The 26908-nt window shown below is 72.5% G+C and carries 21 protein-coding genes; 7 read left to right on the top strand and 14 right to left on the bottom strand.

Annotated features, from left to right (window positions below):
• Window positions 1–47 precede the first annotated feature (47 nt).
• Genes ACIOMQ_RS35435 through ACIOMQ_RS35415 form a run of 5 tightly spaced genes read left to right on the top strand, consistent with a single transcriptional unit; the run spans window position 48 to window position 5857 of the window.
• Window positions 48–3071, top strand: a complete 3024-nt coding sequence (locus ACIOMQ_RS35435; protein ID WP_402191937.1) for a nitrate- and nitrite sensing domain-containing protein — start codon at window positions 48–50, stop codon at window positions 3069–3071.
• A complete protein-coding gene (locus ACIOMQ_RS35430; protein ID WP_362200885.1) occupies window positions 3068–3547 on the top strand; it encodes a roadblock/LC7 domain-containing protein in 480 nt (159 codons plus the stop codon). The genes ACIOMQ_RS35435 and ACIOMQ_RS35430 overlap by 4 nt, the downstream gene beginning before the upstream one ends.
• Window positions 3544–3957, top strand: coding sequence for a DUF742 domain-containing protein (locus tag ACIOMQ_RS35425; RefSeq protein ID WP_266357999.1), 414 nt, complete (start codon window positions 3544–3546; stop codon window positions 3955–3957). Before ACIOMQ_RS35430 ends, ACIOMQ_RS35425 begins: the two co-directional genes overlap by 4 nt.
• Entirely contained in the window at window positions 3938–4588 is a 651-nt protein-coding gene (locus ACIOMQ_RS35420; protein ID WP_362200889.1) for an ATP/GTP-binding protein, read from the top strand. Before ACIOMQ_RS35425 ends, ACIOMQ_RS35420 begins: the two co-directional genes overlap by 20 nt.
• Window positions 4589–4618: 30 nt before the next feature.
• Window positions 4619–5857, top strand: a complete 1239-nt coding sequence (locus ACIOMQ_RS35415; RefSeq protein ID WP_362200892.1) for a styrene monooxygenase/indole monooxygenase family protein — start codon at window positions 4619–4621, stop codon at window positions 5855–5857.
• 788 nt (window positions 5858–6645) lie between these two features.
• Here ACIOMQ_RS35415 and ACIOMQ_RS35410 read toward each other — a convergent pair.
• From ACIOMQ_RS35410 to ACIOMQ_RS35390, 5 genes are all read right to left on the bottom strand, one after another.
• Window positions 6646–7845 (bottom strand): NlpC/P60 family protein, encoded by a 1200-nt coding sequence (locus ACIOMQ_RS35410; RefSeq protein WP_402191878.1) that lies wholly within the window; start codon window positions 7843–7845, stop codon window positions 6646–6648.
• Window positions 7846–8234: 389 nt separating this feature from the next.
• Window positions 8235–10865, bottom strand: a complete 2631-nt coding sequence (locus tag ACIOMQ_RS35405) for a PQQ-binding-like beta-propeller repeat protein (protein WP_402191875.1) — start codon at window positions 10863–10865, stop codon at window positions 8235–8237.
• A gap of 82 nt (window positions 10866–10947) precedes the next feature.
• On the bottom strand, window positions 10948–11214 hold the full coding sequence (locus ACIOMQ_RS35400; protein ID WP_351202691.1) for a hypothetical protein: 267 nt from the start codon (window positions 11212–11214) through the stop codon (window positions 10948–10950).
• Between the two features lie 17 nt (window positions 11215–11231).
• Window positions 11232–11987 (bottom strand): TetR/AcrR family transcriptional regulator, encoded by a 756-nt coding sequence (locus ACIOMQ_RS35395; RefSeq protein ID WP_362200901.1) that lies wholly within the window; start codon window positions 11985–11987, stop codon window positions 11232–11234.
• Window positions 11988–12034: 47 nt separating this feature from the next.
• Complete coding sequence (locus tag ACIOMQ_RS35390; protein ID WP_401261066.1) at window positions 12035–12970, bottom strand: diiron oxygenase; 936 nt, start codon at window positions 12968–12970, stop codon at window positions 12035–12037.
• Window positions 12971–13150: 180 nt separating this feature from the next.
• Between ACIOMQ_RS35390 and ACIOMQ_RS35385 the strand changes: the two genes are divergently transcribed.
• A complete protein-coding gene (locus ACIOMQ_RS35385; protein ID WP_402191873.1) occupies window positions 13151–14269 on the top strand; it encodes a ferritin-like domain-containing protein in 1119 nt (372 codons plus the stop codon).
• A gap of 81 nt (window positions 14270–14350) precedes the next feature.
• Here ACIOMQ_RS35385 and ACIOMQ_RS35380 read toward each other — a convergent pair whose 3' ends face one another.
• On the bottom strand, window positions 14351–15232 hold the full coding sequence (locus tag ACIOMQ_RS35380; protein ID WP_362200910.1) for an alpha/beta hydrolase: 882 nt from the start codon (window positions 15230–15232) through the stop codon (window positions 14351–14353).
• A gap of 118 nt (window positions 15233–15350) precedes the next feature.
• Here ACIOMQ_RS35380 and ACIOMQ_RS35375 point away from each other — a divergent pair, with 118 nt between their 5' ends.
• A complete protein-coding gene (locus ACIOMQ_RS35375) occupies window positions 15351–16247 on the top strand; it encodes an ADP-ribosylglycohydrolase family protein (RefSeq protein WP_402191870.1) in 897 nt (298 codons plus the stop codon).
• Window positions 16248–16293: 46 nt separating this feature from the next.
• On the opposite strand, the gene ACIOMQ_RS35370 is transcribed toward ACIOMQ_RS35375, so the two are convergent.
• The 8 genes from ACIOMQ_RS35370 to ligD form a co-directional block, all read right to left on the bottom strand.
• Window positions 16294–17433 (bottom strand): amidase family protein, encoded by a 1140-nt coding sequence (locus tag ACIOMQ_RS35370; RefSeq protein ID WP_402191935.1) that lies wholly within the window; start codon window positions 17431–17433, stop codon window positions 16294–16296.
• Window positions 17434–17581: 148 nt separating this feature from the next.
• Complete coding sequence (locus tag ACIOMQ_RS35365; RefSeq protein ID WP_362200913.1) at window positions 17582–19039, bottom strand: penicillin-binding transpeptidase domain-containing protein; 1458 nt, start codon at window positions 19037–19039, stop codon at window positions 17582–17584.
• A 76-nt stretch (window positions 19040–19115) separates the two neighbouring features.
• Complete coding sequence (locus ACIOMQ_RS35360) at window positions 19116–20495, bottom strand: FtsW/RodA/SpoVE family cell cycle protein (protein ID WP_362200916.1); 1380 nt, start codon at window positions 20493–20495, stop codon at window positions 19116–19118.
• Between the two features lie 127 nt (window positions 20496–20622).
• Window positions 20623–21933 (bottom strand): ATP-binding protein, encoded by a 1311-nt coding sequence (locus ACIOMQ_RS35355; protein WP_402191866.1) that lies wholly within the window; start codon window positions 21931–21933, stop codon window positions 20623–20625.
• Window positions 21934–22070: 137 nt separating this feature from the next.
• Entirely contained in the window at window positions 22071–22847 is a 777-nt protein-coding gene (locus ACIOMQ_RS35350) for a hypothetical protein (RefSeq protein WP_401261055.1), read from the bottom strand.
• 123 nt (window positions 22848–22970) lie between these two features.
• On the bottom strand, window positions 22971–23306 hold the full coding sequence (locus ACIOMQ_RS35345) for a zinc-ribbon domain-containing protein (protein ID WP_362200922.1): 336 nt from the start codon (window positions 23304–23306) through the stop codon (window positions 22971–22973).
• Window positions 23303–25483, bottom strand: a complete 2181-nt coding sequence (locus tag ACIOMQ_RS35340) for a PBS lyase (protein ID WP_402191864.1) — start codon at window positions 25481–25483, stop codon at window positions 23303–23305. The genes ACIOMQ_RS35345 and ACIOMQ_RS35340 overlap by 4 nt, the downstream gene beginning before the upstream one ends.
• Window positions 25484–25858: 375 nt before the next feature.
• Complete coding sequence (gene ligD, locus ACIOMQ_RS35335; protein ID WP_401261052.1) at window positions 25859–26755, bottom strand: non-homologous end-joining DNA ligase; 897 nt, start codon at window positions 26753–26755, stop codon at window positions 25859–25861.
• Between the last annotated feature and the right edge of the window lie 153 nt (window positions 26756–26908).

Below are 26908 nucleotides of genomic sequence, written 5' to 3'. Positions count from 1 at the left end.
CGTCACCTCTGCTTCAAGGGCGGACGAGTACAAGAATGCGAGCACCGGTGCAGAAGAAGCGGCCTCGGAGCAAGGGCAGCAGGCACAGCGGTTCCGGGGTGACGCCTCCGGCACCCGCCGAGAGCGAGGGCACCCAGCGCACCGCGCGCGTACGCAGTCGGCTGGTCGCCGGTGTCGCGGTCGTCGGTATCACCGTCATCGCCGCGGGTGCGCCCGCGGCCCTCGGCGCCTCCTCCGACCTGAACGAGTCGCAGCGGCTGGTCACCCTCGCCGAGCTGAACCAGCAGGCCATCGCGCTCGCCCACGCCCTCGCGGACGAACGTGACGAGGTCACCTCCTACATCGCGGCCGGCCGCGAGGAGAAGTCCGGCCCGGGGGCGAAGGGCAAGGGCGACCCCGGCAGCCGGAGCGCCCGCGTCGACCAGCAGGTGGACGAGATCAGGGGTGCGGCCCCGGCCGCACTGCGCCGCGACCTCTCCACCATCCCCTCCCTGCGCCGCGACGCGCTCAGCGGCAAGGGCACGGCGCTGGAGGCCCATCAGGCGTACTCCGAGGTCATCGCCAAGCTCCACGACCTCGCCGACGAACTCGCCGAGAAGACCCCACCGCGCGCCGCCGAGGCCACCCGCGCCCCGCTCGCCCTCGGCCGGGCCACCGAGCAGGCCTCCGCCACCCGGGGGCTGCTGCTCGCCGCGCTCTCCGTGCCCGGCAAGGCGTCGTCCCCGCAGACCGACCCGTTCACCGGCCTGCCCGTCCAGGGCCAGGACCAGGGCAGCAGCAAGGACGACCGCACCCGCGACGAGCTGAGCGCCGCTGCCCAGCAGGCCCGGGTGGGCGAGCTCTCCTCGCTCGCCGACTTCGACCAGGCCGCGGGCTCCACCGCCCGCGACAAGCTGTCGTCCACCGTCACCGGGCCCGAGGTCAACAGCGCGGAGAAGTACCTCAACTCCCTCACCGACCGTCCCGAGCTGTCCGACGCCGACCAGCGGGTCAGCAGCAAGAAGGTCGAGGCGGCCCTCTCCGCCCGGATCGACCGGATGCGGGGTGTCGAATCGGCCCTCGGCACCGCACAGGTCCAGCGCCTGGAGCAGCTGCGCGACGACGACGTCACCGCGCTCGAACTGCGGATCGCGCTGCTCGGCGGCTGTCTGCTGATCGCCGTCGGCGTCTCCACCGCCGTGGCCCGCACCCTCACCCAGCCGCTCGCCGTCCTGCGCATCGGTGCCGCCCGCCTCGCCGCGGAGCCCGACACCGCCGAACCGATCCGCTACACCGGCCGCAACGACGAGTTCGCCCAGGCCGTACGGTCCATCAACGCCCTGCACGGCAAGCTGCACGGACTGCTCCACGAGTTCAACGGCCGCTTCGAGAGCCTGCAGACCGAACGCGCCGAGCTGATCGCCGGACGTGAGGCGCTCACCCTCCAGCGCGCCGAACTCCAGGTCATGACCTCCGACCTCACCGCCCAGCTGGAGCGGCTGAAGAACACGGTCCACCACACCTTCGTCAACCTCTCGCTGCGCACCCTCGGCCTCGTCGAGCGCCAGCTCGGTGTCATCGAGAGCCTGGAGGAGCGGGAGCACGACCCGGAGCGGCTGGCCACCCTCTTCAAGCTCGACCACATGGCCACGGTCATGCGTCGGCACAGCGAGAACATGCTGGTCCTCGCGGGCGCCGAGCACGGGCACGGGCACGCGAGCCCGATCCCGCTGGTCGACGTGTTGCGCGCGGCCGTCTCCGAGATCGAGCGGTACGAGCGGGTCACCATCCAGTCCCTGCCGCCGCACGCCCAGATCGCCGGCTTCGCCGCCGACGACCTCAGCCACCTCGTCGCCGAACTCCTGGAGAACGCGACCTCCTTCTCGCCGCCGGACTCCCATGTCCAGCTCTCCGGCTGGCTGCTGGAGACCGGCGAGGTGATGCTCTCCGTCCAGGACGAGGGCATCGGGATGTCGGCCGTGCGGATGAGCGAGCTCAACACCCGGCTCGGCGACCCGACGTTGTTCGATGCGGGCGAGCGGGACGACAAGGGGGCGCCCGGGGCCGGACTCGGCCTCCAGGTCACCTCCCTGCTGGCCGCGCGCCACGGCGTACGGGTCCAGCTGCGCGACCACAGCGGCAGCGGGGTCACGGCGGTCGTCGTCCTGCCCAAGACCCTGCTGCCGAAGGCACCACCGGCCGCCACGCCGCCGCCGGTGCAGGTCTCCGGGGACGCGCCCGCGCTGAACCTTCCGGGGTCGGTCGCCGAGGCCAACTCCAACGCGCTGCCGACACGCACGCTCGCCCTGCCGGGCGACCCGCTGATCGCGGCGGCGGAGCAGACGATCCGCGAGTCCGGGGCCGCTTCCGAGCCCGCGCCCGAGCACGCCCCGGACAGCGCCCCCGCGCCCGCCCCGGCAGCAGCCGAGGCCGAGGCGGAGATCACGATGCAGGTCCGCCTTCCGGTGGTTCCGGAGTTCGCGGACACCTCGGAGTTCACGGCGCCCGACCCGTACACCATCGGCCCCGACCGCCACGAGCGCACGGCCGACGAATTCCCGGAGCCGTACACCGCCCAGGCGCAGGCTCAAGCCCAGGCGCAGGCTCAGGCCCAGGCGCAGGCATCCGCGCCGTACGCCGCCCCGGCCCCCGCTCCTGCCCCGGAGCCGTACACCGCACCCACTCCCGTCCCGGCCCCCGCGCCCGTCGCCGACGCCCTGCCCGGCCCCCGGAAGCCGGAGCAGCAGTCGCAGGAGCGCTCTCCGCAGCCGCAGCAGGAGCGCATCACGGACAAGGGGCTGCCCAAGCGCACCCCCAAGGTCGTCAAGCCCACCACGGCGCCCAGCGCCGAGCGCAAGGGCAGCCTGGACAAGGAGGCGCTGCGCCGTCGGCTCGGCGGCTTCCACCAGGGCGCGAGGGACGGCCGCCGGGACGTCGAGGCGGAGATCGCCGAGATCACGGCGAACCAGCCGTTCCCCGGGGCCGCGGCACACGCCGGACGCCCCGCGCACACCGAGCACAGTGAGTCGGCCGACCGTACCGACGGCCGAACCGATGAGACGGGGGACACAGTCGAGGAGGCACGCAGTTGACTGCGCCCAGCACATTCGGGCTGAGTACCGAGGCCCGGAACCTTCACTGGTTGCTGAGCAATCTGGTGGAGGAGGTGCCAGGGGTCCACTCGGTCACGGTCGTCTCATCCGACGGACTGATGCTGCTCTCCTCCGACCCCGGCCATCTCGCCACCCGGGCCACCGGCCTGCAGGACGGCCCCAAGGGCTCCAGCGCCGACCTGGCCACCATCGTCTCCGGCATCGGCAGCCTCACCGCCGGCGCCGCCAAGCTGATGGACGGCGGCGGTGTCAAGCAGACGATGGTCGCCATGGACGAGGGCAGCGTCTTCGTCATGTCGATCAGCGACGGCTCGCTGCTCGGTGTGCACGCCACCCCGGACTGCGACATGAGCGTCATCGCCTACCACATGGCGCTCTTCGTCGGCCGAGCCGGACACGTACTCACCCCCGAACTCCGCAGTGAACTGCGCAAATCGATGGAGAGCGCCCAGTGACGCCCCCTGCTGAACCCGCCCGCAGGCTCCCCGTCCGCGGGTCCGACCGAAGGCCCGCACGGGTCCGCCCGTACTCCCTCACCGGCGGCCGCACCCGCTTCGGCCACGTCCTGCTCGTCGAGACGTTCGTCGCCGCGCTCGAAGCGCCCGAGGAGCGCCGCGAGCTGACCAACGGCAACCTGGCCACCCGTGTCATGCCGGAGCTCCAGGCCATCGTCGAGATCTGCCGCCGGATGCGTACGGTCGCGGAGATCTCCGCCCTGCTGAAGATGCCCCTCGGCGTGGTCCGGGTGCTGCTCAGCGACTTGGCCGACCAGGGAAAGATCCGCGTGTACGGGACCGGGCACGGCACCGGCCAGCCCGACCGCGCACTGCTCGAAAGGGTGCTCAATGGACTCCGCCGTCTCTGAGTCGCCACTCTTCGCCCCGCGCCAGCCGAGGGCCAAGGACCAGGCCGAGGAATCGCTGCAGGCCTGGCAGCTGGACCACACCAGGGCCCCCATCGCCACGAAGATCGTGGTCGCGGGCGGATTCGGCGTGGGCAAGACGACCTTCGTGGGGTCCGTCTCCGAGATCACCCCGCTGAAGACCGAAGCGATGATGACCCAGGCCAGCGAGGAGACCGACGATCTCTCCGCGACGCCCGACAAGGTCACCACGACCGTCGCGATGGACTTCGGCCGGCTCACGCTCGACGACGACCTCGTGCTGTACGTGTTCGGCACACCGGGCCAGCAGCGCTTCTGGTTCATGTGGGACGACCTGGTGCGCGGCGCGATCGGCGCGGTCGTCCTCGCCGACACCCGGCGGCTCGCCGACTGCTTCCCCGCACTCGACTACTTCGAGAGCTGCGGCCTGCCGTACATCGTCGCCGTCAACCACTTCGAGGGAACGCCGGGGTTCGAGGCGGAGGACGTCAGGGAGGCCCTGACTGTCCCCCCGCACGTGCCTGTTGTGATCATGGACGCGCGTAACAGGATCACCGTCGTCGAGTCGCTGCTGGCCCTCGTGGGCCACGCCCTCGACGCCACCCCGGCATAGCTCGCACGCCATACGTAACGGAGAACCGCGATGCGGAAGATACTCATAGTCGGAGCCGGCCAGTCCGGTCTCCAGCTCGCCCTCGGACTGCAGTCCAGAGGGTACGAAGTCACCCTGATGTCCAACCGCACCGCCGACGAGATCCGGTCCGGCCGGGTCATGTCGACCCAGTGCATGTTCCACACCGCGCTCCAGCACGAGCGCGACTACCAGCTCAACTTCTGGGAGTCCCAGGCCCCGCGCATCGAGGGCCTCGGCGTCTCGGTCGCCGCGCCCGACTCCTCGCGCGCCGTCGACTGGGTCGGCAAGCTGGACGGCTTCGCCCAGTCCGTCGACCAGCGCGTGAAGATGGCCGGCTGGATGGAGACGTTCGCCCAGCGCGGCGGACAGCTCGTCATCCACGGCGCCGCCGTCTCCGACCTGGACTACTTCTCCCGCACCTACGACCTGGTGATGGTCTCCGCGGGCAAGGGCGAGCTGGTCTCCATGTTCGGCCGGGACGCGTCCCGTTCGCCGTTCGACGCCCCGCAGCGCGCCCTGGCCGTCGCGTACGTCCACGGCATGGGCCCGCGCCCCGAGCACCCCGAGTTCGACGCGGTCCGCTGCAACCTGGTCCCCGGTGTCGGCGAGCTCTTCGTGATGCCGACCCTGACGACGTCCGGCCGCGCCGACATCCTGTTCTGGGAGGGCGTCCCGGGCGGCCCGCTCGACGCCTTCCAGGGCATCAAGGACCCCTCCGAGCACCTCGCCAAGACGCTGGAGCTCATGGAGCGGTTCACGCCGTGGGAGTACGCCCGTGCCACCAAGGTCGAACTGACCGACGCCAACGGCACCCTGGCGGGCCGCTACGCCCCGACCGTCCGCAAGCCGATCGGCCGGCTGCCCAGCGGCGGCCTGGTCCTCGGGGTGGCCGACGTCGTCGTCGCCAACGACCCGATCACCGGCCAGGGCTCCAACTCGGCCTCCAAGTGCGCCAACGCGTACCTGGACTCGATCATCGAGCACGGCGACCGGGAGTTCGACGCGGACTGGATGCAGGCCACGTTCGACCGCTACTGGGACACCGCGCAGCACGTCGTGAAGTGGACCAACGCGATGCTCGGCGTACCGCCGGAGCACGTGCTGAACCTGATCGGCGCCGCCGGCCAGCTCCAGCCGGTCGCCAACCGCTTCGCCAACGGCTTCAACAACCCGGCGGACTTCGAGAACTTCTTCTTCGACCCGGAGAAGACGAACGCGTACCTCGCCGAGGTCTCTGCGGCTGTGTAGGCGTCTGACCTGCACAGCACCGGTCAACGTTGGTGAACGTCGGCGACTGTGGGCCGTCGTCGGACGGCCCACGGACGGCCCGGTCACCGACGCGGCGAGTGGCCCTGGCACCCCCGTGACAGTCAGGGGCTCATGACCCCCAAACCCCTGGGCAGACGCGGTGTCGGGCGGCTTTCGGGCGCCCACGCCAAGACGCGATGGTCGTGGTATTCACAAACTCCGCCGTCGCGCCGATACTGACAGTAACGGATCGGCGAGGGGCCGCGGGACGGTTCCGCCAGACAAACGGGGGACCCATGATCTCGATTGTTTCCACGGTGGTTTTGCTCGTGGCCGCGGCCGGGGCGTGCCTGGTCGTACTGCGCCGCAGAGGCGGCTCGGGGGAAAGTGGGGCACTGCAGCGCGGGGCAGCGGAGCAGGGACTCGCACAAGGGCTGGGCGTGACCCCCAGGGCATAACCACCACCCCAGGACATCGGGCCGTAGCCGACAGAGCGGCAGAGGGCATCGCGACGGCCCACAGCAGGGGCCCGGTTCGGGGCTGACGGACCACAGGCGGTCCACAGACGGCCCACGGGATGTCAGAGGCCCCTCATCTGCGGAGAGTTCGCAGGCGAGGGGCCTCTGACGTGAGTGGCTTGCATCTCCGACCCGGAGAAGACGAACGCGTGCCTCGCCGAGGTGTCCGGGGCCGCGTCGGCCGCCGGACGGCAGCAGCCGGGCCGAGTCCGTCGGGAATCCGACGGGACCCGGCCCGGCTGTCCTGTGCGCACGTCACGGGCCCGGGGCCTACTCCTCGGGCGCCGACGAGGAGCCGTACCCCGTGTCCGAGCCCGCGGTCGCACCCTGCGGGAGCTGCGGCGCCCGGTACGCGGACAGCGGTGCGGCCTGCGGATCCGGTCGTACGGCGCCCAGCAGCGGGTTCGACGCCACGGGGGAGACCTTCACCTGCGTGCCCGGCCGGGGCGCCTGCACCACCAGGCCGTTGCCGATGTAGAGCGCCACATGGGTGGCCTTCGGGAAGTAGATCACCAGGTCACCCGGGCGCAGCGCGTTCAGAGGCACCTTCGGCAGCTGTCGCCACTGCTCCTGCGAGGTCCGTGGAATGGTCCGGCCCGCCTTCGCCCAGGCCTGCGACGTGAGCCCCGAGCAGTCGAACGAATCCGGCCCCTCCGCGCCCCACACGTACGGCTTGCCGACCTGGCCCAACGCGTACTCGACCGCCTCGCCGCCCGCCCGGGACGGCGGCCTGACCGAGGACATCGCGCCCGAGGCGACCAGCGCGCCCTGGGCCTTCGCCGCGCCCTGCTGCTCCAGTCGGGACAGCTCGGCGAGCTGAGCGGCGGAGAGCGTGGCCAGTTTCGCCTCGACGGCCTTGAGCCGCGACCGCACCGTGTCCCGCTGCTTCTTCTGCCGCGCGGCCAGGACCTGCTGCCGGTCCAGCGCCTTGCGTGATTCGGCAGCCAGCTCGTCGGCGCGCTTCTCGGCGCCGGTGAGCCGCTTCACGGTCGCCGCCCGCCCGGCTGCCACGCGCCGGAGCACATGCTCCTGGTCCAGGAGGTGCGCGGGGTCACGGGCCAGCAGCAACCGCAGGTACGACGAGAAGTCCGACCGCCCCTGATACTGCTCCCGGGCCAGTTGCCCCGCCGCGTCACGGCTGTCGGCCAGCGCGACCCGGGCGGCGGCGAGGGAGGCGTGGAGCTTCTTCGCCTGCGCCGTGCGCTTCTTCAGCTCCGCCGCGGTCCCGTTGTACGTCTCGGTGGCCTCCTCGGTCCGCTGGTACAGCTTCTGCAGATCGGTCAGCAGCCGGGCGACACCGTTGCTCGCGGCTGCCGGGGCCGGGGCGGGAGCGGGTGGGGGAGCGGCGGGCGGCTTCGAGGCACCGCTCGCCGCGGGGCCCGGCTCCACGGGTGCGGCGGCCGCCGGCGAGGCCACGGCGATCGTGGCCAGTGCCGTGGCGCAGGCCACGCGCAGGATTCCGCCTGACACGACATCACCTCCGGGGGCGGGGCGAATCATGGGACTACCCCATAAGCGAGCGCAACGCATCAATACGGTCACTTGGCGCCAAGAGATGCAAGAACCCGGCGGTGTGGCGGCAGGAGGGTTCGCCCGGAAGGCGGTGAGCGGGCGCGGATGCCGGGGCTTCGGCTCCGGCCCGTCCGGCGGCCCGCGATGCGGAATCCGGCGGGGGTGGACGGCCGGGGTCGTTCCGTAGCGGGCGGCGAGGCCGTGCCACTGCTTCAATCGGGTGGCGCCCTCCACACGGCCGACCGTGTTCTGCACCGGCGGGGGACGGCGGGGAACGGCAGGAACGGCCGGTCCGGCCGGACCGGCAGGGGACGAAGCGGCTCGTTCGGTGGCCCGAACGAGACGGCTCAGGCGACCGGGAACGCGTAGAAGATCCGCTCGCGCTGGACGACGGCGGTACTGCCGGACGGCAGCACCCGGTACGGGGCGGTGACGGTGGGTCCCTTCGGGTCCTGGGAGCCGATGTCCTGGAACTTCCACAGCCGCCGCCCGTCCTCCGCCGCGAATGCGGTGACCTGGGACGCGTCCGCGGCCAGCAGCGTCCTGCCGGTCGCGCTGAGGGCCACCGCGGGGGCGGCGGTGCCGGGTGCCGCCTCCGTCGAGCGCTGCCAGCGCAGCCGGCCGGTCTCCCGCTCGACCGCGCCCACTTCCTGGTTGCGGTTGGTGGTGTGCAGAAGCGTGCCGGTGACCACAGGGGTCCCGTACGGGGTTCCGGTGGTGCCGTTCAGCGTCCACTTCGGCTTGCCCGCGGGGAGCTCGAACGCCTGGAGATCGTCGCCCACCGCCGCGTACAGCAGGTCCCGGTCGTCGCCCAGGGCCGCCGCGTCCGGCGCGACCGTACCGAACGACCGGCTCCACAGCTGCTTCCCGGTCTTCTGGTCGAAGCTCCGGAAGACGGCTTTCCCCTTGGCGGCCTTCACGTCGCCGGGGGTGAGCGTGGCCGGGCTCTGGCGCACGACGAAACCGTCCTGTCCGGTCGAGACCAGCCGGTACACGGGGGCGGCGGGGCCGCGCCCGGTGGGTACGGGGGTCCGCCACAGCTCCTTGCGCTGGAGGATGTCGTAGGCGAAGAGGTACGACGTGACGACCTGGGTGTCCTTGCCGCGCTTCTTGCCCTTCTTCGGGGGCGGAGCCTTGACGGTGACCTTGTGGGAGCCCGTGAACCAGACCACCGGACCGAGCGTGCCGACGATCTCCGACACCGCGAGGTTCGGCGCCCCGGTGAACTGGTCCGCGTAGCCCGCCCGGTGCACGGTCTTGCCGTCCTTCGGCGACAGCCACAGGAACTCGGACGGACCCGCGACGAAGCAGAGGTCCTTCCCGGCCGGCAGCGCGGCGCGCCCCTTGGCGGCGTCCGCGCTCTCCCAGACCCGGCGCCCGGTGCACAGATCGACGCCGGTCGCCCCGTTCTCGCTGGTCAGCACCAGCAGCCGGCCGTTCCAGAGGGCGGCGGTGAGCGGCGGCGGTTCGGTCGCCGGGTGCCGGTACACCCAATGCGGCTGCGGTGGCAGCCCCGCGACGGCGGGGCCGCTGCGGCCCGGCGCGGGCTTGGCATCGTCCGTGTCCCCGTCGCCGGAGCCCAGCGCGAGCGCCCCACCACCGCCGACCACCAGCCCCGCGGCCCCGGCGGCGAGACCGATGAAGAGGCCGCGCCGGTCGAGGGTGGGGGAGGCGGAGGTGGCGGAGGTGGCGTGGGGGGCGGCCGAGGCCGCGTGGGCCGGAAGCGGGTGGGGCGGTATCGGTGCGACGGGCGGGAGCACCGCCGGGAGCCCGGCGGCGGGCCCGGCAGGCGCGCCGGTGAGCTCGCGCGGGACGGACAACTGTGTCGTCGGCCGGTCGGTCCTCGGTACGTGGCGCCCGATGTCGCCGAGTTGAGCGGTACGGGTGTCCCGGGCGGGACCGGGCTCCGGGGCGGGTTCGCGGGCCGGTGCGTCGGCCGGGTCACCGGCCGGGGTTGCCTCGTCCGCAGGTCCGTCCACGGGCCCGTCGACGGGTTCACCGGCGGATGCGCCGCCGGGCCCGTCCGCCGGCCCGCTCACCGGCGCGTCCACCGGATGCCACGCCTCGGCCAACTCCCGTACGCGTACTCCCTGTTCCGTCAGCGCGGCGGCCAGTGACTCCGGCAGCCAGCCGTTCTTCGCCGGGACCGCCGCTCCCTCCCGGGCCAGCTCCGCCGCCACCGTTCCCGCGCTCGGCCGGTCGGCCGGGTCCTTCGCCAGGCAGCGGGCGATCAGGTCGCGCAACTCCGCCGGGACAGCGCCGAGTTCGGGGTCCGTGCGGGCGATGCGCTCGGCGCCCTCGGCGGCCGGGCCGTCGGCGAGCGGGGTCGTGCCGGTCGCCGCGTAGGCCAGCAGCAGGCCCAGGACGAAGAGGTCGGAGGCCGGTCCGGGTTCCTCGCCCTCGACCTGCTCCGGGGTGAGGTGGGCGAGCCGTACGGACAACTGCCCGCCGGGCCGGGCCTCGGCGGCGGCCGCGGCGGCCAGCGGGCCGAACGCGGTGAGCCGCGGTCCGTCCTCGGCCAGCAGGACCGTCCGGGGTGCCAGGCCCTGGAGTACGGCTCCGGTGGCGTGCACACGGGAGAGGGTCTCGGCGATGCCCGCGCCCAGAATCCGCACGGCCCGTTCGGGAAGCGGCCCCGTGACCTCGATCGCGTCGGAGAGCGTCAGCGCGGGTACGTAGGGGCCGAGCGTCCACAGCAGGCCGTCGTCCGCGTCGTTGCCCGGGGCATCGGCAGGGGCGTCCGACCGCGGCGGGACCCGGTCGCCGGCCAGCCGGTCCGCGATGCGGGCCTCTGCCAGGAAACGGCGCCGGAAGGCGGGCAGCGCGGCGAGTTCGGGGCGGGCGACGGTGAGCAGCACGGGTCTGCCGACGGCCGCGTCGTGTGCGAGGTACTGCACGGCGCTCGCGGTCTCGCGGAACCGCGCCAGCACGGTGTACGGACCGATGCGGCGTGGATCGTCCTGACGCAGCGCCTCCATGGCGCACCCCCTTGCTGACCGTGCCCTGGCACCAGAGCGTCGATCTTAGACCGGCCGCTCGGCCGCGCCCGGCCCCGTATCCTCAGTCCGGCTTCGACCAGGGCCACTTGGGGCTGTGCCGCTCCCTGCCCTCGGGGGCGTACTCGTACACCCAGCCACGCGGAATCCCCAGCCGCTTGGAGTGGCCGGCCGGGACCCGGCGGTACGCGTACACGGTGGCGGGCCCGCCGTCGGCGGCCGGTACCGGGACCTCGTACCACTTGGGCGGGTGGCCGGTCGGGCCGACGAGGACGGGCAGTACCCGCCCGTCCAGGGGGCCGCCGGTGAAGGGGGTGTTCTCGCTTCTCACCGCCCCAGTCTGACCGATCAGCCCCGGGGCAGCAGATGGGCCGCTCCGCCGACGACCGGGATCAGCCGCTCCGCCAGCCGTCCGGCCGGGCCCGCGGCGGTCTCCAGCGGCAGCAGCTCCGTCACCGCCGACGCGGTCTCCGGGTCCGAGGCCGCCGTCGTCGCCAGCAGCGCGATCAGCTGGTCGACCAGCCAGTCGCGCAGGTCGGCCGCGGCGGGCTGCTTGCCCTCGTCCAGCCAGATCAGGGACGCCGCCTCGACGGCCGCGATCCAGGTGCGCACCATCATCCGCAGCCTGGGCCCCGGCGCGTCCCCCGCACCCGTGCCGCCCCGGCCCAGGTGCAGCAGGATCTGCTCGGCGGCCGCCCGCCGCACCTCGTCGACGATCGCCGTCGTGCGGGAGGTCTCCACGACACTGCCGCCGCGCAGCAGTGCGCTGAAACCGGTGTCGTGCTCGTCGACGAAGGCGAGATAGCGGTCCAGCACGTGCAGCACCCGCTCGGTGGGCGGTCCCACGGGCGGCTCGGTGAAGCACAGGATCAGCTGCTCGGCGGCGGACCTCAGCGCCGCCTCGTACAACTGCTGCCGCCCGCCCGGGAAGTAGCGGTAGACGAGCGGGCGGGAGACCCCGGCGACCGTCGCCACCTCGTCGAGCGAGACCTCGTCGGGGGCCCGGTGCGCGAACAGGGTGAGGGCCGCACCGAGGAGCTGGGTGCGGCGCTCCTCGACGCTGAGCCTTCGGTACGCACGGGTCGGCGGCGCGGCAGTCGTCATGCCATGAACCCTAAGGGCTGCGGGCGCATGGGCAACGGGGCGTCGCCTCACGCGAGCAGGCCCGACCGCTTCCACAGCCTGCGTCCCACCCCGTTCAGCACCCCGATGTCGTCGAAGAAGTCCGTCAGCCGCTTGGCTCCGCTCTGCATGACCTCCGCCCGGTGACCGCTCGCCTTCACCTGGGCAACGGCCTCGTGGCGGTCCAGGCCGACGCTCTCGTACACGTGCGGGTTGACGAAGCAGACGGAGAAGACGCGGGCCGCCTCGCCGCAGCTCACCCGGGTGAGTTCGCGCTCCCAGCGCGGCGCGGTCACCATCTGGCGGCGCAGCTCCTCGCGGGCGTAGCGGACGTGCCGCGCCTCCTCGACGACGTGGATGCGGGTCACGCCGCGCACCAGTGTCTGGACGCGCTCGTCCGGGAACGTCAGCCGCTGCATCCAGTCGAGGATCTCCTCGCCGAGCAGGGTCGCGGCGAACGAACCGGGCGTGGTGGACACGGTCTTCAGCACCCGTGCGAGGTTGTGGTAGACGCGCGGTACGGGGTAGTCGGGCGACCCGCTCCACTTGATCATGCGGCCGAACATCATCGAGTGCCGGCACTCGTCGGCTATCTCGGTGAGCGCGTAGCGGACGTGGTTGCTGGTCACCGGCTTGTCGTAGATGTGGCGGACCAGCAGCTGCATGAGGATGATCTCGAACCAGATGCCCAGCGAGGCCAGCGACGCCGCCTCGTGCCTGGACAGGTCCATCCGCTGTTCCTCGGACATCCTCCGCCACAGCGGGGTGTCGTAGAGCGAGACGAGCTCGGGCGGCCAGAACCACTTGCCGGCCTCGATCGCCGAGTCCCAGTCGAGTTCCTTGTCCGGATCGAAGGAGTGCTTGGCCGAGGACGCGAGCAGCCGTTCGGCGGTCTGTTCGCGGTCCCGGAGCGGGCCGAGTGCGTCGCGGAGCAACTGCACGTCGCGTTCGGACACTGTGGTCATGGCTGGAGGCACCTCACCCATGGGTTACCGGCGGTCACTCCTTATGAGACTCCCCGTCAGCAAGGCAGTCAATCCCTTGCGCACGACTTGTTGACCCGGCGTCTATCAACGTGTGAACCTGCCAACTGGCGCAACCGCCACGCAACTTGCCGGAGCACGCAAGGCGAAAAGGAGCCGTCCGTGTCGACACACGACCTCTACACCACCGCCCCGGACACACCGCTCTGGCAGGTGCCCGCCTCCGGCGCGGCCCGCCTCAGCTGGGACTACGACGACGGCCGTGAACGCCTGCTCGCCCTCTACCAGAAGGGCAAGGACAAGCAGTGGGACGGCAACAAGCGCATCGACTGGTCGTTGGAGGTCGATCCGGCCGACCCGCTCGGCACCCCGGACGACGTCCTCACCCTGTACGGCACACCGCACTGGGCGAAGATGACCGAGAAGGACCGGAGCGATCTGCGCACCCACTACACCGCCTGGCAGTTCAGTCAGTTCCTCCACGGTGAGCAGGGCGCCATGGTCTGCGCGGCCAGGATCGTGGAGTCCGTCCCCGACCTGGACGCGAAGTACTACTCCGCGACCCAGACCATGGACGAGGCCCGGCACGCGGAGATCTACAGCCGGTTCCTGCACGAGAAGATCGGAATGCTCTACCCGGTCAACGACAACCTCCAGGGGCTGCTCGGCGACACCCTGCGGGACTCCCGCTGGGACATGCCGTACCTCGGCATGCAGGTTCTCATCGAGGGCCTCGCCCTGGCCGCGTTCGGCATGATCCGCGACACGACGACCAAGCCGTTGCCCCGGCAGATCCTCGCGTACGTCATGCAGGACGAGGCCCGGCACGTCGCCTTCGGGCGGATGGCGCTGCGCGACTACTACAAGCAGCTGAGCGACGCCGAACTGCGCGAACGCGAGGAGTTCGTCATCGAAGGCTGCTATCTGATGCGCGACCGGCTCAGGGGCGCCGAGGTGCTGGAGAACTTCGGCATCGGCAAGCGGGAGGCCGGGGAACTCTCCGAGCAGTCACCGTTCCTGCGGCTCTTCCGCAAGCTGCTGTTCAGCCGGATAGTCCCGTGTGTCAAGGACATCGGCCTGTGGGGCGAACGGCTCCAGAAGGCCTACGTCGACATGGGTGTCTTCGGGCTCGGCGACTCCAGCCTGGATCTGCTGATGACCCAGGACGAGGAGCTGGCCGAGCAACTGGACCGGGACCGGTTCGCGGCGGAGGAGCAGGCCAGGATCGCCGAGGTCGAGGAGGCGGTGCAGCAGGGCGCGTCGGGCCCGTCGGAGGACTGAGCCCATCGGGGGACTGGGGCCGGCCGGGGAACGAGCCCGTCGCGGGGCCGGCCGGCGGGGCCGGCCGGCGGGGCGGAGGCCTCAGAGCCGCGAGGCGAAGTCCCGCACCAGCTCCGCGACCCGCTCCGGATCCTCCAGCAGCATCGCGTGCGTCGCCCCGATGCCTTCGGCCGTGACGCCCGTCCGCTCCGCCACCAGTACCGCCAGATCCCGGGCCAGGCCGTGCCCGTACGCCTCCATCAGCTCGTCCAGCCACTCCAGGCCGGGCGTCGGCGGCACCCGGTGCAGGGCCCGGACCAGCAGCAGCGGGCAGGGAACGCGGCGGAACAGCGCGAAGAGGTCGAGGGCGTCCAGCGCATCCAGCATCTCCAGGGCGCACTCCCGTTCCGGCAGCAACTGCCAGCTGCCGTCCGGGAGTTCTCGCGCGCTCGCGCGGAACGATGCCTCCGCCCGCTCGTACGGGATGCCCAGCCCCACGCTGTACTGGGCCTGCTGCTCGACATACTCCGCGGGCATCCGCTGCCCCGCCGACGCACGGGCCATGTCCCCGATGTCGGCCAGCCGCCGCGCCACCTCGTCCGGGTCCAGACCCGGGTACTGGCCGGGATTGCCCCACCAGAAGCCGTCCAGGTTCACCGCCCCCGGCACCCGGTCCGGCCGCTCGGCGGCGTACAGCGCGGCGACCATCCCGCCCAGCGAGTGCCCGACGGGAACCACGGCACCGGTGACCCCGAGGGTGGCGAGGGTCTCGTCCAGATCGCTCAGCACCGCGTCGAACGACCACGAAGGGGCGGCGCTCAAGCCGTGCCCCGGCAGGTCGACGGCGAGCACCCGGTGGCCGGTGGTGAGATGCGGGGCGACGGCGTCCCAGTCGGCGAGGGAACGCGAGGCCGCGTGGAGCAGGAGAAGAGCGGGCCGGCCGTCGTCGGGGCCGCTGTGATCACGTACATGAAGAACCGTCATGGAGCCACGGTAGAACGCGAGATGCGTCCCAAGATCGTTCGACAGCAGGAGGGAACGGGGCACTTCCGCGGGCCATAATGGATGTACGCCGTCCGCCGGTCCCGGAAGGATGGCGGGTATGACGACTCCGCCCCCCTCCCTTCCCGCAGGTGCCGCCGCCGCCCGCCGGAGCCTTGAAGGACTGGCCCTAGGCGATGCGTTCGGTGAGCGGTGGTTTCCGCTCTTCCGCCGGCCCCGGCAGGCGTACAACGAGATCAAGGCGCGTTGCACCCCCGAGGAACCGGTCTGGCACTGGACCGACGACACCGCTCTGGCCCGCGCCCTCCTGCGCGCCGTCGACGAAGACGGCGAAGTCGTACAGGACCGGCTCGCGCTCTGCTTCGCTCTCGCCTTCGAGGCCGACTCGGCCCGCGGCTACGGCCACGGCATGCACATCCTGCTGCCGGAGCTGCTGACCTCGCCCACCGACTGGCGCACGCTGGCGCCGGCTCTCTTCGAGGGCGGCAGCCTCGGCAACGGCGCGGCGATGCGGGTCGCACCGCTCGGCGCCCGCTTCCACGAGGACGTCGCTCACGCAACCGGGCAGGCCGCGCTGCAGGCGGCCGTCACCCACGCCCATCCGGAAGGCATCGCGGGCGCGGTGGCGGTCGCGGTCGCGGCGGCGCTGTCGGTCCGCGGCGAGTACACCCTCGCGGCGGTCGCCGAGCGGACCCCCGAGGGGCTCGTACGCGACGGCCTGCGCCGAGCCGTCGACGTCCCCTTCACCACCGAGCCGTGGCGGGCGGCCGACCTGCTGGGCAACGGGCAGCGCATCCGCGCCGACGACACGGTCCCGTTCGCCCTGTGGACCGCGGCCCGGCACCCGGACGACCTGGAAGCGGCACTCTGGGCGACGGCCGAGGGTCTCGGCGACGTCGACACGACCTGCGCCATCACCGGCGGTGTCGTCGGCGCGGCCACCGGGGTCGACGGGGTGCCCGCGCAGTGGCTGCAACGCCGCGAGCCGCTGAACTGAGGCAGGCGCCCCGCGCGTCCGTGGCCGGTCTGCGGGGCGCTGTGTGTCATGGCCGCACCGTGGGCAGCGCCTCTTCCACCGCACGGGCCATTTCGAGCAGCGAGACGTCCGCCCCGCGCGCCGCGACCAGTTGGAGCCCGACCGGACAGCCGTCCGCCGTGAATCCGGCGGGCACACTCGCGGCGGGATGACCGCTGAGGTTGAAGGCCCAGGTCAGCGCGGTCGAGTAGAGCTCGCCCGGACCGTCGTGACCGTGCGGACGGTGGGGAGTGGCCGGGGTGAGCAGCAGCGGAGTGCGGGTGAACAGGGCGTCCAGCCGGAGGTCGTTCTCGCGCCGGATCTCCGCGGCGGCCGGCGACGGCCGACCGTCCCGGACCGCCTGCCACGCCTCTCGCGGGTCGAGCAGCTCGCACGTACGGTCCACGAGCCGCACCACCCCGGCCGCCACGAGCCGCCGCACCGCCTGCCGGACGACCGACCCGACCTCGGGGTCGACCTCCGCATACCCCAGGTCGGGGCTGAGAACGGCGGGGATCGGGAGGCCGGCCGGCGCGGGTCCGCAGCCCTGCGGACCGTACGGACCGTTCGGACCCTCCGGACCGATCAGACCGTCCGGACCGTCCGGACCGTCCGGACCGTCCGGACCCTTTGGACCGGCCAGGACGCAGCGCAGATAGATCTGGGCATGAGCCGCCGAACGAGCCAGTACCCCGGCGGACGCGAGACCGGACCGGTCCGGGGAGGGCAGCAGGCCGTTCGTCGTCTTCAGGCCGAACACCCCGCACCACGCCGCCGGAATCCGTACCGACCCCGCCCCGTCGCTGCCGGTCGCCAGCTCCACCAGCCCCGCCGCGACCGCCGCCGCCGAGCCGGCCGAGGAGCCGCCGGGCGTGCGGTCGGAGCGCCATGGGTTGACCGTACGGCCGTGGGCGCCCAGCCCCCAGGTCTGCCAGGGTGTGCCGGGGCCGGGGACCGAGGTCGAACCGACCGGGACGCCGCCGGCCGCGATCAGTCGCCGGGCCGCGTACGAACGGATGCCGGTCGGTCCCTTGACGGCGAACGGCATTCCTCCCAGGGGCAGTCGACGGGCCCGTTCCGTGTCGGCGCGTGCCCTTGCGGGCCACACCTCGATGAACGCGCACAGGCGCGGATCCTCCCGCCCGATCCGCTCCAGCGCCCGGTGCACCGCCCCCGCACCGTCATCCGCATCCGCATCCGCAGCAGCCGTACCGCCACCCGAGCCCGCACCGTCATCCGCATCCGCATCCGCAGCAGCCGTACCGCCACCCGAGCCCGCATCGGCACCCGCACCCGCACCCGCACCCGTCACGCGGTCAGTCTCGCAGGGCCGCCTCCATGACGGAACGGGCGATCGGAGCCGCGCTGCCGCCGCCGCTGATGTCGGCCCGGTTCGCGGCGGCGTCCTCGACGACCACGGCGACCGCGACCGCCGGGCGACCCGAGTCCGGCGCCTGCGCCCAGGAGATGAACCAGGCGTAGGGCCTGCCCGTGTTGTCGATGCCGTGCTGTGCGGTGCCCGTCTTGCCGCCGACCGTCACTCCGTCGATCGCGGCGTTGGACCCGGTGCCCCGCTCCACGACGTCGACCATCATCCTCCGCAGCCGCATGGCCGTCCGCGGGCTCATGGCCTGGTGGTAGGTGCGCGAGCCGTTCCGGTGGACGGTCGAGCCGCTTCTCGTGGTCGTACGGTCCACCAGATACGGGTACTTGAGGTCGCCGCCGTTGGCCACGGCCGAGGCCACCATCGCCATCTGGAGCGGTGTCGCCGTCGTGTCGAACTGCCCGATCGACGAGAGCGCCAGCTGGTCGTCGCTCATCTTCGTGTCGAAGTTGCTCTTCGCCACCCCGGACGGGATCTTCAGCCCGGTGTCGTTGAAACCGAACTTCCGCACCGCGTCCACCATGTCCTTCAGCCCGACCCGCACTCCGAGTTCCGCCATCACGGTGTTGCAGGAGACCCGGATCGCCTCGGCGAGCGAGGCGTTCTCGCAGCCCTCCGCCTCATTGGGGAGCGTGGTCGTCGTGCCGGGCAGCACATAGGGGGACGGGGTGTCGGTCTCGGCGTCGGGATCGGTGACCACGTCCGTGTCGAGCGCCGCCGCCGCCGTCACGATCTTGAAGGTGGAGCCCGGCGGATACGTCTGCCGGATCGCCCGGTTGAGCATCGGCTGGCTCTTCGTCGCGTTCAGCCGCTGCCAGGCGTCGGTGACGGACGAACCGGTTCCGGAGAGCTGTCCGGGATCGTACGAAGGGGTGGAGACCAGCGCCAGGATCCTGCCGGTCGACGGATCGACGGCGGCCACCGCGCCCCGGCGCCCGCCGAGCCCGTCGTAGGCGGCGCGCTGCATCGAGTCCTTGACGGTCGTGACGACATTGCCGCCGGGCTGCTGGCTGCGGGTGATCTCGTTCCACAGCGGGAACGGGGCGAGCATCGAGTCGGTGCCGGAGAGGATGCCGTCCTCGGCGTGCTCGATCAGGGTCGTGCCGTACGTCTGCGAGGCGTAGCCGGTCACCGGCGCGTACAGCGGGCCGTTCTTGTACGTGCGCTCGTACGCGAGCTGCTCACCGGTGTTCTCGGAGCCGGTCACGGACGTGCCGCCGACCAGGATGTTGCCGCGCGGCTGGTGGTAACGGGCGATCGTGAGGCGGCGGTTGGCCGGGTTGTTGTCCAGACTGTTCGCTTCGAAGACCTGGACACGGGCGGCGTTCAGCAGCAGCGCCACGAGCAGCAGCAGACAGAGCGCGGCGGCCCGGCGGATGTAACGGATCACGGCCTGGCCTCCGGGACTCGTGACGGATACGGGAGCGCGGCGGGCCCGTGCGGGAGCACGGCGGGCGGGTACGGGGTCATGGCTCGTCCTTTGCGATCGGCGCGATGACTCCGGTCTCCACCTGGCCGGGGTGGGGCCGGCGGGCCTGGTCGCTGACCCGGATCAGCAGCGCCACGATGATCCAGTTGGTGACGACGGACGAACCGCCCTGGGCGAGGAACGGCATCGCCATGCCGGTCAGCGGGATCAGCCCCATCACTCCGCCCGCGATCACGAACACCTGGAGCGCCAGGATCGAGGCGAGGCCGATCGACAGCAGCCGTCCGAAGGGGTCGCGCAGCGCAAGCCCGGCCCGGTAGCCGCGGGCGACGAGCAGCGCGTACAGCAGGAAGATCGCGGTCAGCCCGGCCAGGCCGAGCTCCTCGCCCGCGGTCGCCAGGATGAAGTCGGACTTGGCTGCGAAGCCGATGAGGATGGAGTGGCCGAGCCCCAGCCCGGTGCCGAGCATCCCGCCCGCGGCGAACGCGAACAGCGACTGGGCCAGCTGGCCGGGGCCCTGGCCCGCGTTGATGGAGGCGAACGGGTCGAGCCAGTCCTGGACCCGGCTGTGGACATGCGGCTCGAAGGAGCCGACGACGAACGCGCCGACGGCGGCGAGCAGCAGGCCCACCGCGATCCAGCCGGTCCGGCCGGTCGCCACGTACAGCATGATCACGAAGAGGCCGAAGAAGAGCAGCGAGGTACCGAGGTCGCGTTCCAGGACCAGGACACCGACGCTGAGCAGCCAGATCGCCACGATCGGGCCGAGCACCCGGCCGGTGGGGAGTTGGAGCCTCCAGATCCGGCGGCCGGTGTAGGCGAGGGCGTTGCGGTTCGCGGCGAGATACGCGGCGAAGAACACGGCAAGCAGGATCTTGGCGAACTCGCCCGGCTGGAAGGAGAGTCCGCCGACCCGGATCCAGATCTTGGCGCCGTTCACCGCCGGGAAGAAGATCGGCACGATCATCAGGACCAGGGCGGTGGCGACCGAGAGATAGGCATACCGCTGGAGCACCCGGTGGTCGCGCAGGAAGACGACCGCCGCGATGAAGAGCGCCACACCGAGCGTGGACCAGATCAGCTGGGTGGGGGCCGCCTGGTCCTTCGGGGTCTCCAGGTCGAGCCGGTAGATCAGCACCAGGCCGAGACCGTTGAGCAGGACGGCGATGGGCAGCAGCAGCGGATCGGCGTACGGGGCACGTAGGCGGACCGCGAGATGGGCGAGGAGGGCGAGCAGCCCCAGACCGGCGCCGTAACCGGCCACATCGGGCGGGACCGCGCCGTTCCGGGCCAGGCCGACGGCGGCGTAGCCGTAGACGGAGACGAGGACGGCCCCGATGAGGAGCAGCAGCTCGACTCCGCGCCGCTTGGGCAGACGTAGATCGGGCGGGGGTGTGTCCGCCGTCGTTGCGGTCATGCCACGCAACGTAGCAAGAGGTGGTGTCTATTTCCCTTATGTCATAGCGGATGTGTCAGCCGACCTGTTCCTGGGGGCCTGTCCGGCGGCCTGCCTCCGTGGGGCGAGAGGTTGACGCACCGTCACTTCAGTGTCGCCGCCCGGGTTCCGGATCGTCCGGGTCCGCCGGTGCCTCGTCGTCCGCCCGTACGTACTCGGGGAGCGTCAGCCGGGCCACCGCGCCGCCGTCCCCGGCGTTGCGCAGGACGAGGTCGGCGCCGATCACCGCCGCCTGCCCGACGGCGATGGTCAGCCCGAGACCGTGCCCCTTGCCGCTGCCCTCGGTACGGAACCGCTGCGGGCCGCCCTCCAGCAGATAGCCCGGAAACCCCGGCCCGTGATCACGTACGGTCACCGTCGGCCCGTCGACCGTCAGCACCACCGGGGGGCGGCCGTGCTTGTGCGCGTTGGCGATCAGATTGCCCAGGACCCGTTCCAGGCGCCGTCTGTCGGTCTCGACCCGTACGGGAGCCTGCGGGCGCGCCGAGCCGGGCTCCCCGAAACGGATCTCGGTTTCCGTCCCCGACGCGCCCACCGCGCGTTCGACGAGCGGGGCCAGTTCGTGCACATCGAGGTCGACCCGTTCCGTACGGGCGTCGAGCCGGGAGATCTCCAGCAGATCCTCCGTCAGCGCCCGCATCGTGCGGACCCGGTCCCGCACCAGCTCCGACGGGCGCCCCGGCGGCAGCAGCTCGGCGGCGGCCGACAGCCCGGTCAGCGGGGTGCGGAGCTCGTGCGCCACATCCGCGGTGAACCGCTGCTCGGCCAGCAGCTTGCGTTGGAGCGTGGACGCCATCGTGTCCAGCGCGCCGGCCACGATCGCCACCTCGTCCTGCGGGCGCGAAGGATCCGTCGTGCGCGGGTCGCCGACGCGGGCGTCGAGGTCGCCCGCGCTGATCCGGCGCGCCACCTGGGCCGTCTGGTGCAGCCGCCGGGTGACCCGGGTGACGGCGAACGCGCCGACGAGGAGGGTGGCGCCGGTGGCCAGCAGGGAGGAACCGATGATCGCCCCGTCGAGATCGTTGATCGTGCGGGCGCTCTGGCTGTAGTCCACCTGGGTGGCCAGCGCGCGGCCGTCGGCCGGAGCCGCCGCCCACATGGCGGGGTGCCCGTGGTCGTCGGCGACGAGCGTGCCGCGTTCGCCGTCCACCGCCAGGGCGCGCAGGGAGGCGGGCAGCCCCGGCGGATCGATGCCGGACCCCGGCGGGAGGGCCTCGCCCGTCTCGTACGCGGTGGTGACGTCCGCCAGCCGCGACAGCGCCTTCTCACGGGCCTGGGTGACGGTCTGCCGGGTCACCTCGCTGTGGACCAGCACACTCAGCAGCGCGGCGAGGACGCAGCACATCACGGTGATGAAGACGGCCGACTTCCAGGTGAGCGTCGCGGTCCAGGAAGGCATCCGCGGCCCGCGCCATCCGGTCCCGCGGCGCTCGGTTGCGTGCCGTTCGGTCCCGCGGCGCCCGGCCCCGCGCCATCCGGTCCCGCGCCGCTCCGTTTCGTGCCGTTCGGTCCCGCGGCGCCCGGCCTCGCGCCGCCTCATCGGCGTTCCGCGGAAACGCCGGCGGACGGTGTGGCGGTGGACGGTGTGCCGGTGGGCGGGGTGGCCGTGGGCGGTGTGACCCCGGGGCGCTGCTGCGGGGGCGGGGGCGTCGGCATCCGCAGGATCTCGTCCCGGGTCGGCAGCATCGCGCGCTGCCGGCCGTCCCAGGTCCAGGCGGTGCGGTACTCGTACCCGGTGATGGCCGACGGCACCCGCATGATCAGATCCCGCCCGGCCAGCTCGACACTGATCACGGCGTCCGTGGTGGACAGGATCCGGGTCAGCCCGCCCGCCTCCGGCATGTAGACCCGTACGGAGAGCTGGTGGTCGGCCAGCCGGATGCCGAGCACTAGGTCGTCCTTGCCGTCGCCCGTCAGATCGCGGAAGTAGGGCCGCAGCACCGGACAGGAGACCGGCTCGGTGCGGCACGTGTCGATGCGGCGGACGGTGTCGGCGGGGAGGTCGGCGGTGCCGCTGGACCGGTTGGGCCGGGCCTTCAGGCCGGCCCGCACCACCGCGACCGGGTCCAGGCGGTGCACATCGCCGTGCGGCACCTCGATCCCCGGGATGCGCGCGGTCTCGCCCTCGCCGTAGTCGTACGGTGCGGCGGAGGCGGGCGGCAGCCCGGGCCAGAGCCGGGCGGGCCCGACGGCGTTCGGGGCGGGTCCGGCGCTGCGCAGCCCGCCGCCGACGCCGCAGCCGGTCAGCAGCGCGGCGCCGACGGCCCCGAGGGCCACCGCCGCGCTGCTTCGCATCCGGCGCTGCGAACGCATCACACCCTCCCTTCCCCGCGATCCATGCTTCATAGACCTTATTCGGAAGGAAGTCTGTTATGCCTATTTAATGCGTTCGAGCGCCGCTCACTGCCGCTCGGGATGTCGCCCCGGGGCGCTGTGTCAGTGCTGGTAGGGGTTCTGCCCCTGTCCGCCCGGCGCGTATCCCGGCTGCGCCTGCCCCTGCCCCTGCGCCTGACCGAACGGGTTGCCGTCCTGCGACGCGGCATTCTGCGCCAGCAGCTGTTCGGCCTGCTCCTTCGGGATCTGCTGCTCCCCGCCGCAGAACGTGCACTGCGTGGCGAACTTCGTCGAGAACGGGAACAGCGGCACGAAGAACAGCGTGAACTTGGTGACGCGCTTGCGCAGCGTGTGCGCGGCCGGATTGCCGCACCAGCCGCAGACCAGCGTCAGGATGGCCAGTTGGTACAGATATCCCCGCGTACCGAAGATGATCATATGGTGGGTCCCTTCCCCGTATCACCCAGGAGAGCCTGCCGGCAGAGCGCCAGCAGCTTTTCGTCCTCGTATGTGTCGTGGCTGCCGAATCCGCCGTCCATCGCGTTGTGACGGCGTACGGAGGCGAGCTCGGCGCGCAGCATGTGCTCCGCGTCCGACCCTGCACCAGCGACCCCCTTCCGCGCCAGGCATTCCGCCACCCGGACCCGGACATGGCGGTGGTGCTCCCAGGCCGCCAGGAGCACCGGCACGGACTCGTCGGCCCGCCCGGACACGTCCCACAGCGCGACCGCCGCGTCCACCCGCAGCAACGGATCCTCGTGCCGGAGCAGCGCGCGCAGCCGGGGCGCGGTCACCGCCGCCCGCGTCCCGAGCCTGCCCAGTGCGTTCACCGCGGAGCGCCGCTCGTGGACGCGCTCCGCCTGCAGGCCGTCTATGAGCACCGGCAGCACTGCGTCGGCATCCCCGGCCACCGCCCACAGGGCCTCTGCCACCTCGGTCGCCGAGGTGCTTCCGGGGCGGCGCAGCAGCGTACGCAGCTCCGGTACGGCACTGTGCGCCGCGGGCCCGAACGAACCGAGCGCCCGCAGTGCCGCCGTACGCAGCCACTGGCCCCGGTGCTCCGGCGCGCCGCGCAGTACCCGCAGCACCTCCGGCATCGCCTCGTCCGCCCGGAGCGCGGCCAGCCCCGTGAGCAGCGGGCCCGCCCGGTCGTACGCCGCCTCGTCGAGACGGACCTCGCCGAGCCTGCGGCGCAGCACCGCGGCCAAGGGGGCCGCCGCCGTCCCCAGACAGCCGATGGCGAACCCCATGTCGTGCGGCACCTCGGGCCGCTCCAGCGCCGCGGCCAGCGCGGGGACAGCACGCGCGTCGCCCAGCCGGGCCAGCGCCTTCACCGCGCTGCCGAGCCCCGCGGGGCCGCTCGGCCAGTCCCGCACCCAGGCATCGGGGTCCGCCGCCACCCGCGCGGCCAGCGCGTCGGCGGCGGGCGCGGCGAGCCCGAAGAGTTCCTCCAGCACATGCGCCGCCGCCCCGGCCAGTCGCGGTTCCGGGGTCGCGAGCTGCTCGCCGACCAGCCGGACCAGCTCCTCGTACGAGCCGCGCCACACCCGGATCAGCCCGCTGCTCATCCGCAGCGCGTCGATGCGCTGCCGGCGGTCGGGGCTGCGCAGCTGGTCCGCCAGCAGTGCCGTCCGCTCGGCGACCCGGTCGTCGAGCCCGACGTGCAGCGTCCGCAGCAGATCCGCCGTCCAGGGGGCACCGGGCCCCGGCACGTCCTCCTCGGACAGCGCCCGCAGCTGCCCCATCCGGGTCGCCGGCGCGGCCCGCTCGTCCGCGGGCGGTTCCCCGGCCCCGGCCGACTCGTTGGGCGCGTCGGCGGCCGCGACCGGCTCGGTCCGGCCGGCCTGCGCCTCGCCGGCGGGGGCCGCCCCGGACCGGCGCGGCGGCGCCGAGCGCAGCTGCCGCAGCAGCCCGGTCACCACGCGCACGACATCGCCCGGCAGCGCATCCGGCGCGCACCGTGCCAACTGGGCCAGGGCGGCGAGCCGCAGCCCCGGGGCGAACCCCTCACCGGTGAGCCGGGTCAGCCAGCCGGCCGCCTGCCCGGCCAGTGCGCGATGCCGCAGAGCGACCCGCCCGGCGGCCTCGACCAGGGCGAGCCGTACCTCCTCGGCCGGCTCCACCGGCAGCCGCTCCCGCAGCAGGGCGAGAACCCGCTCCGGGTGGTTGTGGAGCGTGGCGAGCGCCAGGGGCGCGGCGAGCCGCACCCCCGGGTCCTCGTCGGCCATCAGCTCGCAGAACACCCCGGCGCCCGCGGCGACGGCGGTCGCCGCCATCGCGTAGTTCGCCGCGCCCTCGATCTCCTCCTCGTCGATCTCGTCCTCGTCGTCCTCGTCCAGATCGATGCCGCCGATGCTGGTGAGCAGCTCGACGATGCTGCCCCGGTCCTGAATCCCGGGATCCACGACCAGCTCGAACAGAAAAGGAATGCAGGCCAGCGTGCAGGCGTACACATCACCCTGGTGGTGAACGGCCCCGTACATGCCGTCCAGCGCCGCCTCGCGCTCCACCGGATCACCGGACGCGAGACCCCGCAGCATCACCGGCACATCATCGGCAGGCCCGTAGGCATGCTCCATCGAGGCCCAGTCGACCTCGTCGATCCCTGCGAACACGCCATCGCCTCCCCACGCAACTCCACGAAGCAGTGTCTGCGAGGAGTGTGCACCACGGCTCGGACGATCCGCCCTCCACATGCGGTCTTTTCCTTACGGACATGACAAGATCGTCCGCCATGCGCTATGCGTTGAAGGGGCGAATTTCGGCCGTCTTGATGGACCGGACCAGACAGCCGCCCCTCCGGTCGGTGCGCGTTCCGGCCCCGGACGCCGGGCGTCCACTCCGCCCTCGGACGCTCGGGCGTTCCATTCCGACCCCGCCCCCGACCCCGATTTCAGCCTCAGCCCCGACTCCGGCCCGGCCCTCGCCCCGGCCCCGACCCCGGTCCTCGCCCCGGCCTCGGAGGCAGCGGCTTCCCGCCCCGGCTCCGCCTACCGCGCGGTCGGCAGCGGCCGGGCCCGGTCCGCGTCGACGAGCGGGCCGAGCAGATCCCCGTACCGCTCCAGCCGCGCGCCCATGTCACCGGCGAGGAAGACCAGCTTGCCCGGCGTCCGGCACTCCTCGATCTCCGCCCAGGTGACGGGCGCCGAGACCGTCGGCTCGGGCCGGGCGCGCAGCGTGTAGGGGGTGGCGGTCGTCTTCGCCGCCGCGTTCTGGCTGAAGTCGACGAACACCTTCCCCGGCCGCAGGGCCCGCTTCATCCGGCGCACCACCAGCTCCGGAAGCTCCTGTTCCGCCTCGACGGCGAGCCGTTTGGCGTACGCCGACACCCGATCGGCGGGGGTCGGCTCCAGCGGTACGAGCAGATGCAGCCCCTTCGATCCCGAGGTCTTCCCGTACGCGGACAAGCCGTCCGCCGCCAGCCGCCCGCGCAGCCACACCGCCACCGCGCAGCACTCCACAACGGTCGCGGGCGGGCCGGGGTCCAGGTCGAACACCATCCGGTCGGCGATCCCGGGCGCATCGGCCCGCCACTGCGGAGTGTGGAACTCCACCACCAGGTTGGCCGCCCACGTCAGTGAGGCGAGATCCTGCACGACCACCTGGGCGGCCTGCTTCTCCTCGTGGTGCGGCACGGGGGTGGTCCGTACCCAGGACGGCGTGCCCGGGGGCGGGTTCTTGGTGAAGAAGAGCTGCCCGTCCGGCCCGTCCGGGTAGCGCAGGAAGGACACGGGCCGGTCGCGCAGGTGCGCCAGCAGGGGCTCCGCCGCGGTGATCGCGTAGTAATGGAGCACTTCGCCCTTGGTGGTTCCGGTGGCCGGATACAGCACCTTGTCGAGATTGCTGAGCGCCAGCCGCCGCCCCTCCACCTCTGTGATCGGCGTCATACGACAACCATCACATGTTCGCGGATTGCAGGGGCCGACGCGCAGCCGGGCAGGCGTCTACAGGTGGGCGCTGATCACACCGCCGGCGCTGAGCACGATGTATACGCCGTTGGCGTCGAGCCCGGCGTCGTGCTGGTTCGCGTCCAGCGTGCC

It is taken from the genome of Streptomyces sp. NPDC087845 (assembly GCF_044742755.1).
Classification (GTDB): Bacteria; Actinomycetota; Actinomycetes; order Streptomycetales; family Streptomycetaceae; genus Streptomyces.
The sequence above is the reverse complement of the archived record's forward strand: the minus strand, read 5'-3'. Positions and strand labels throughout refer to the sequence as shown.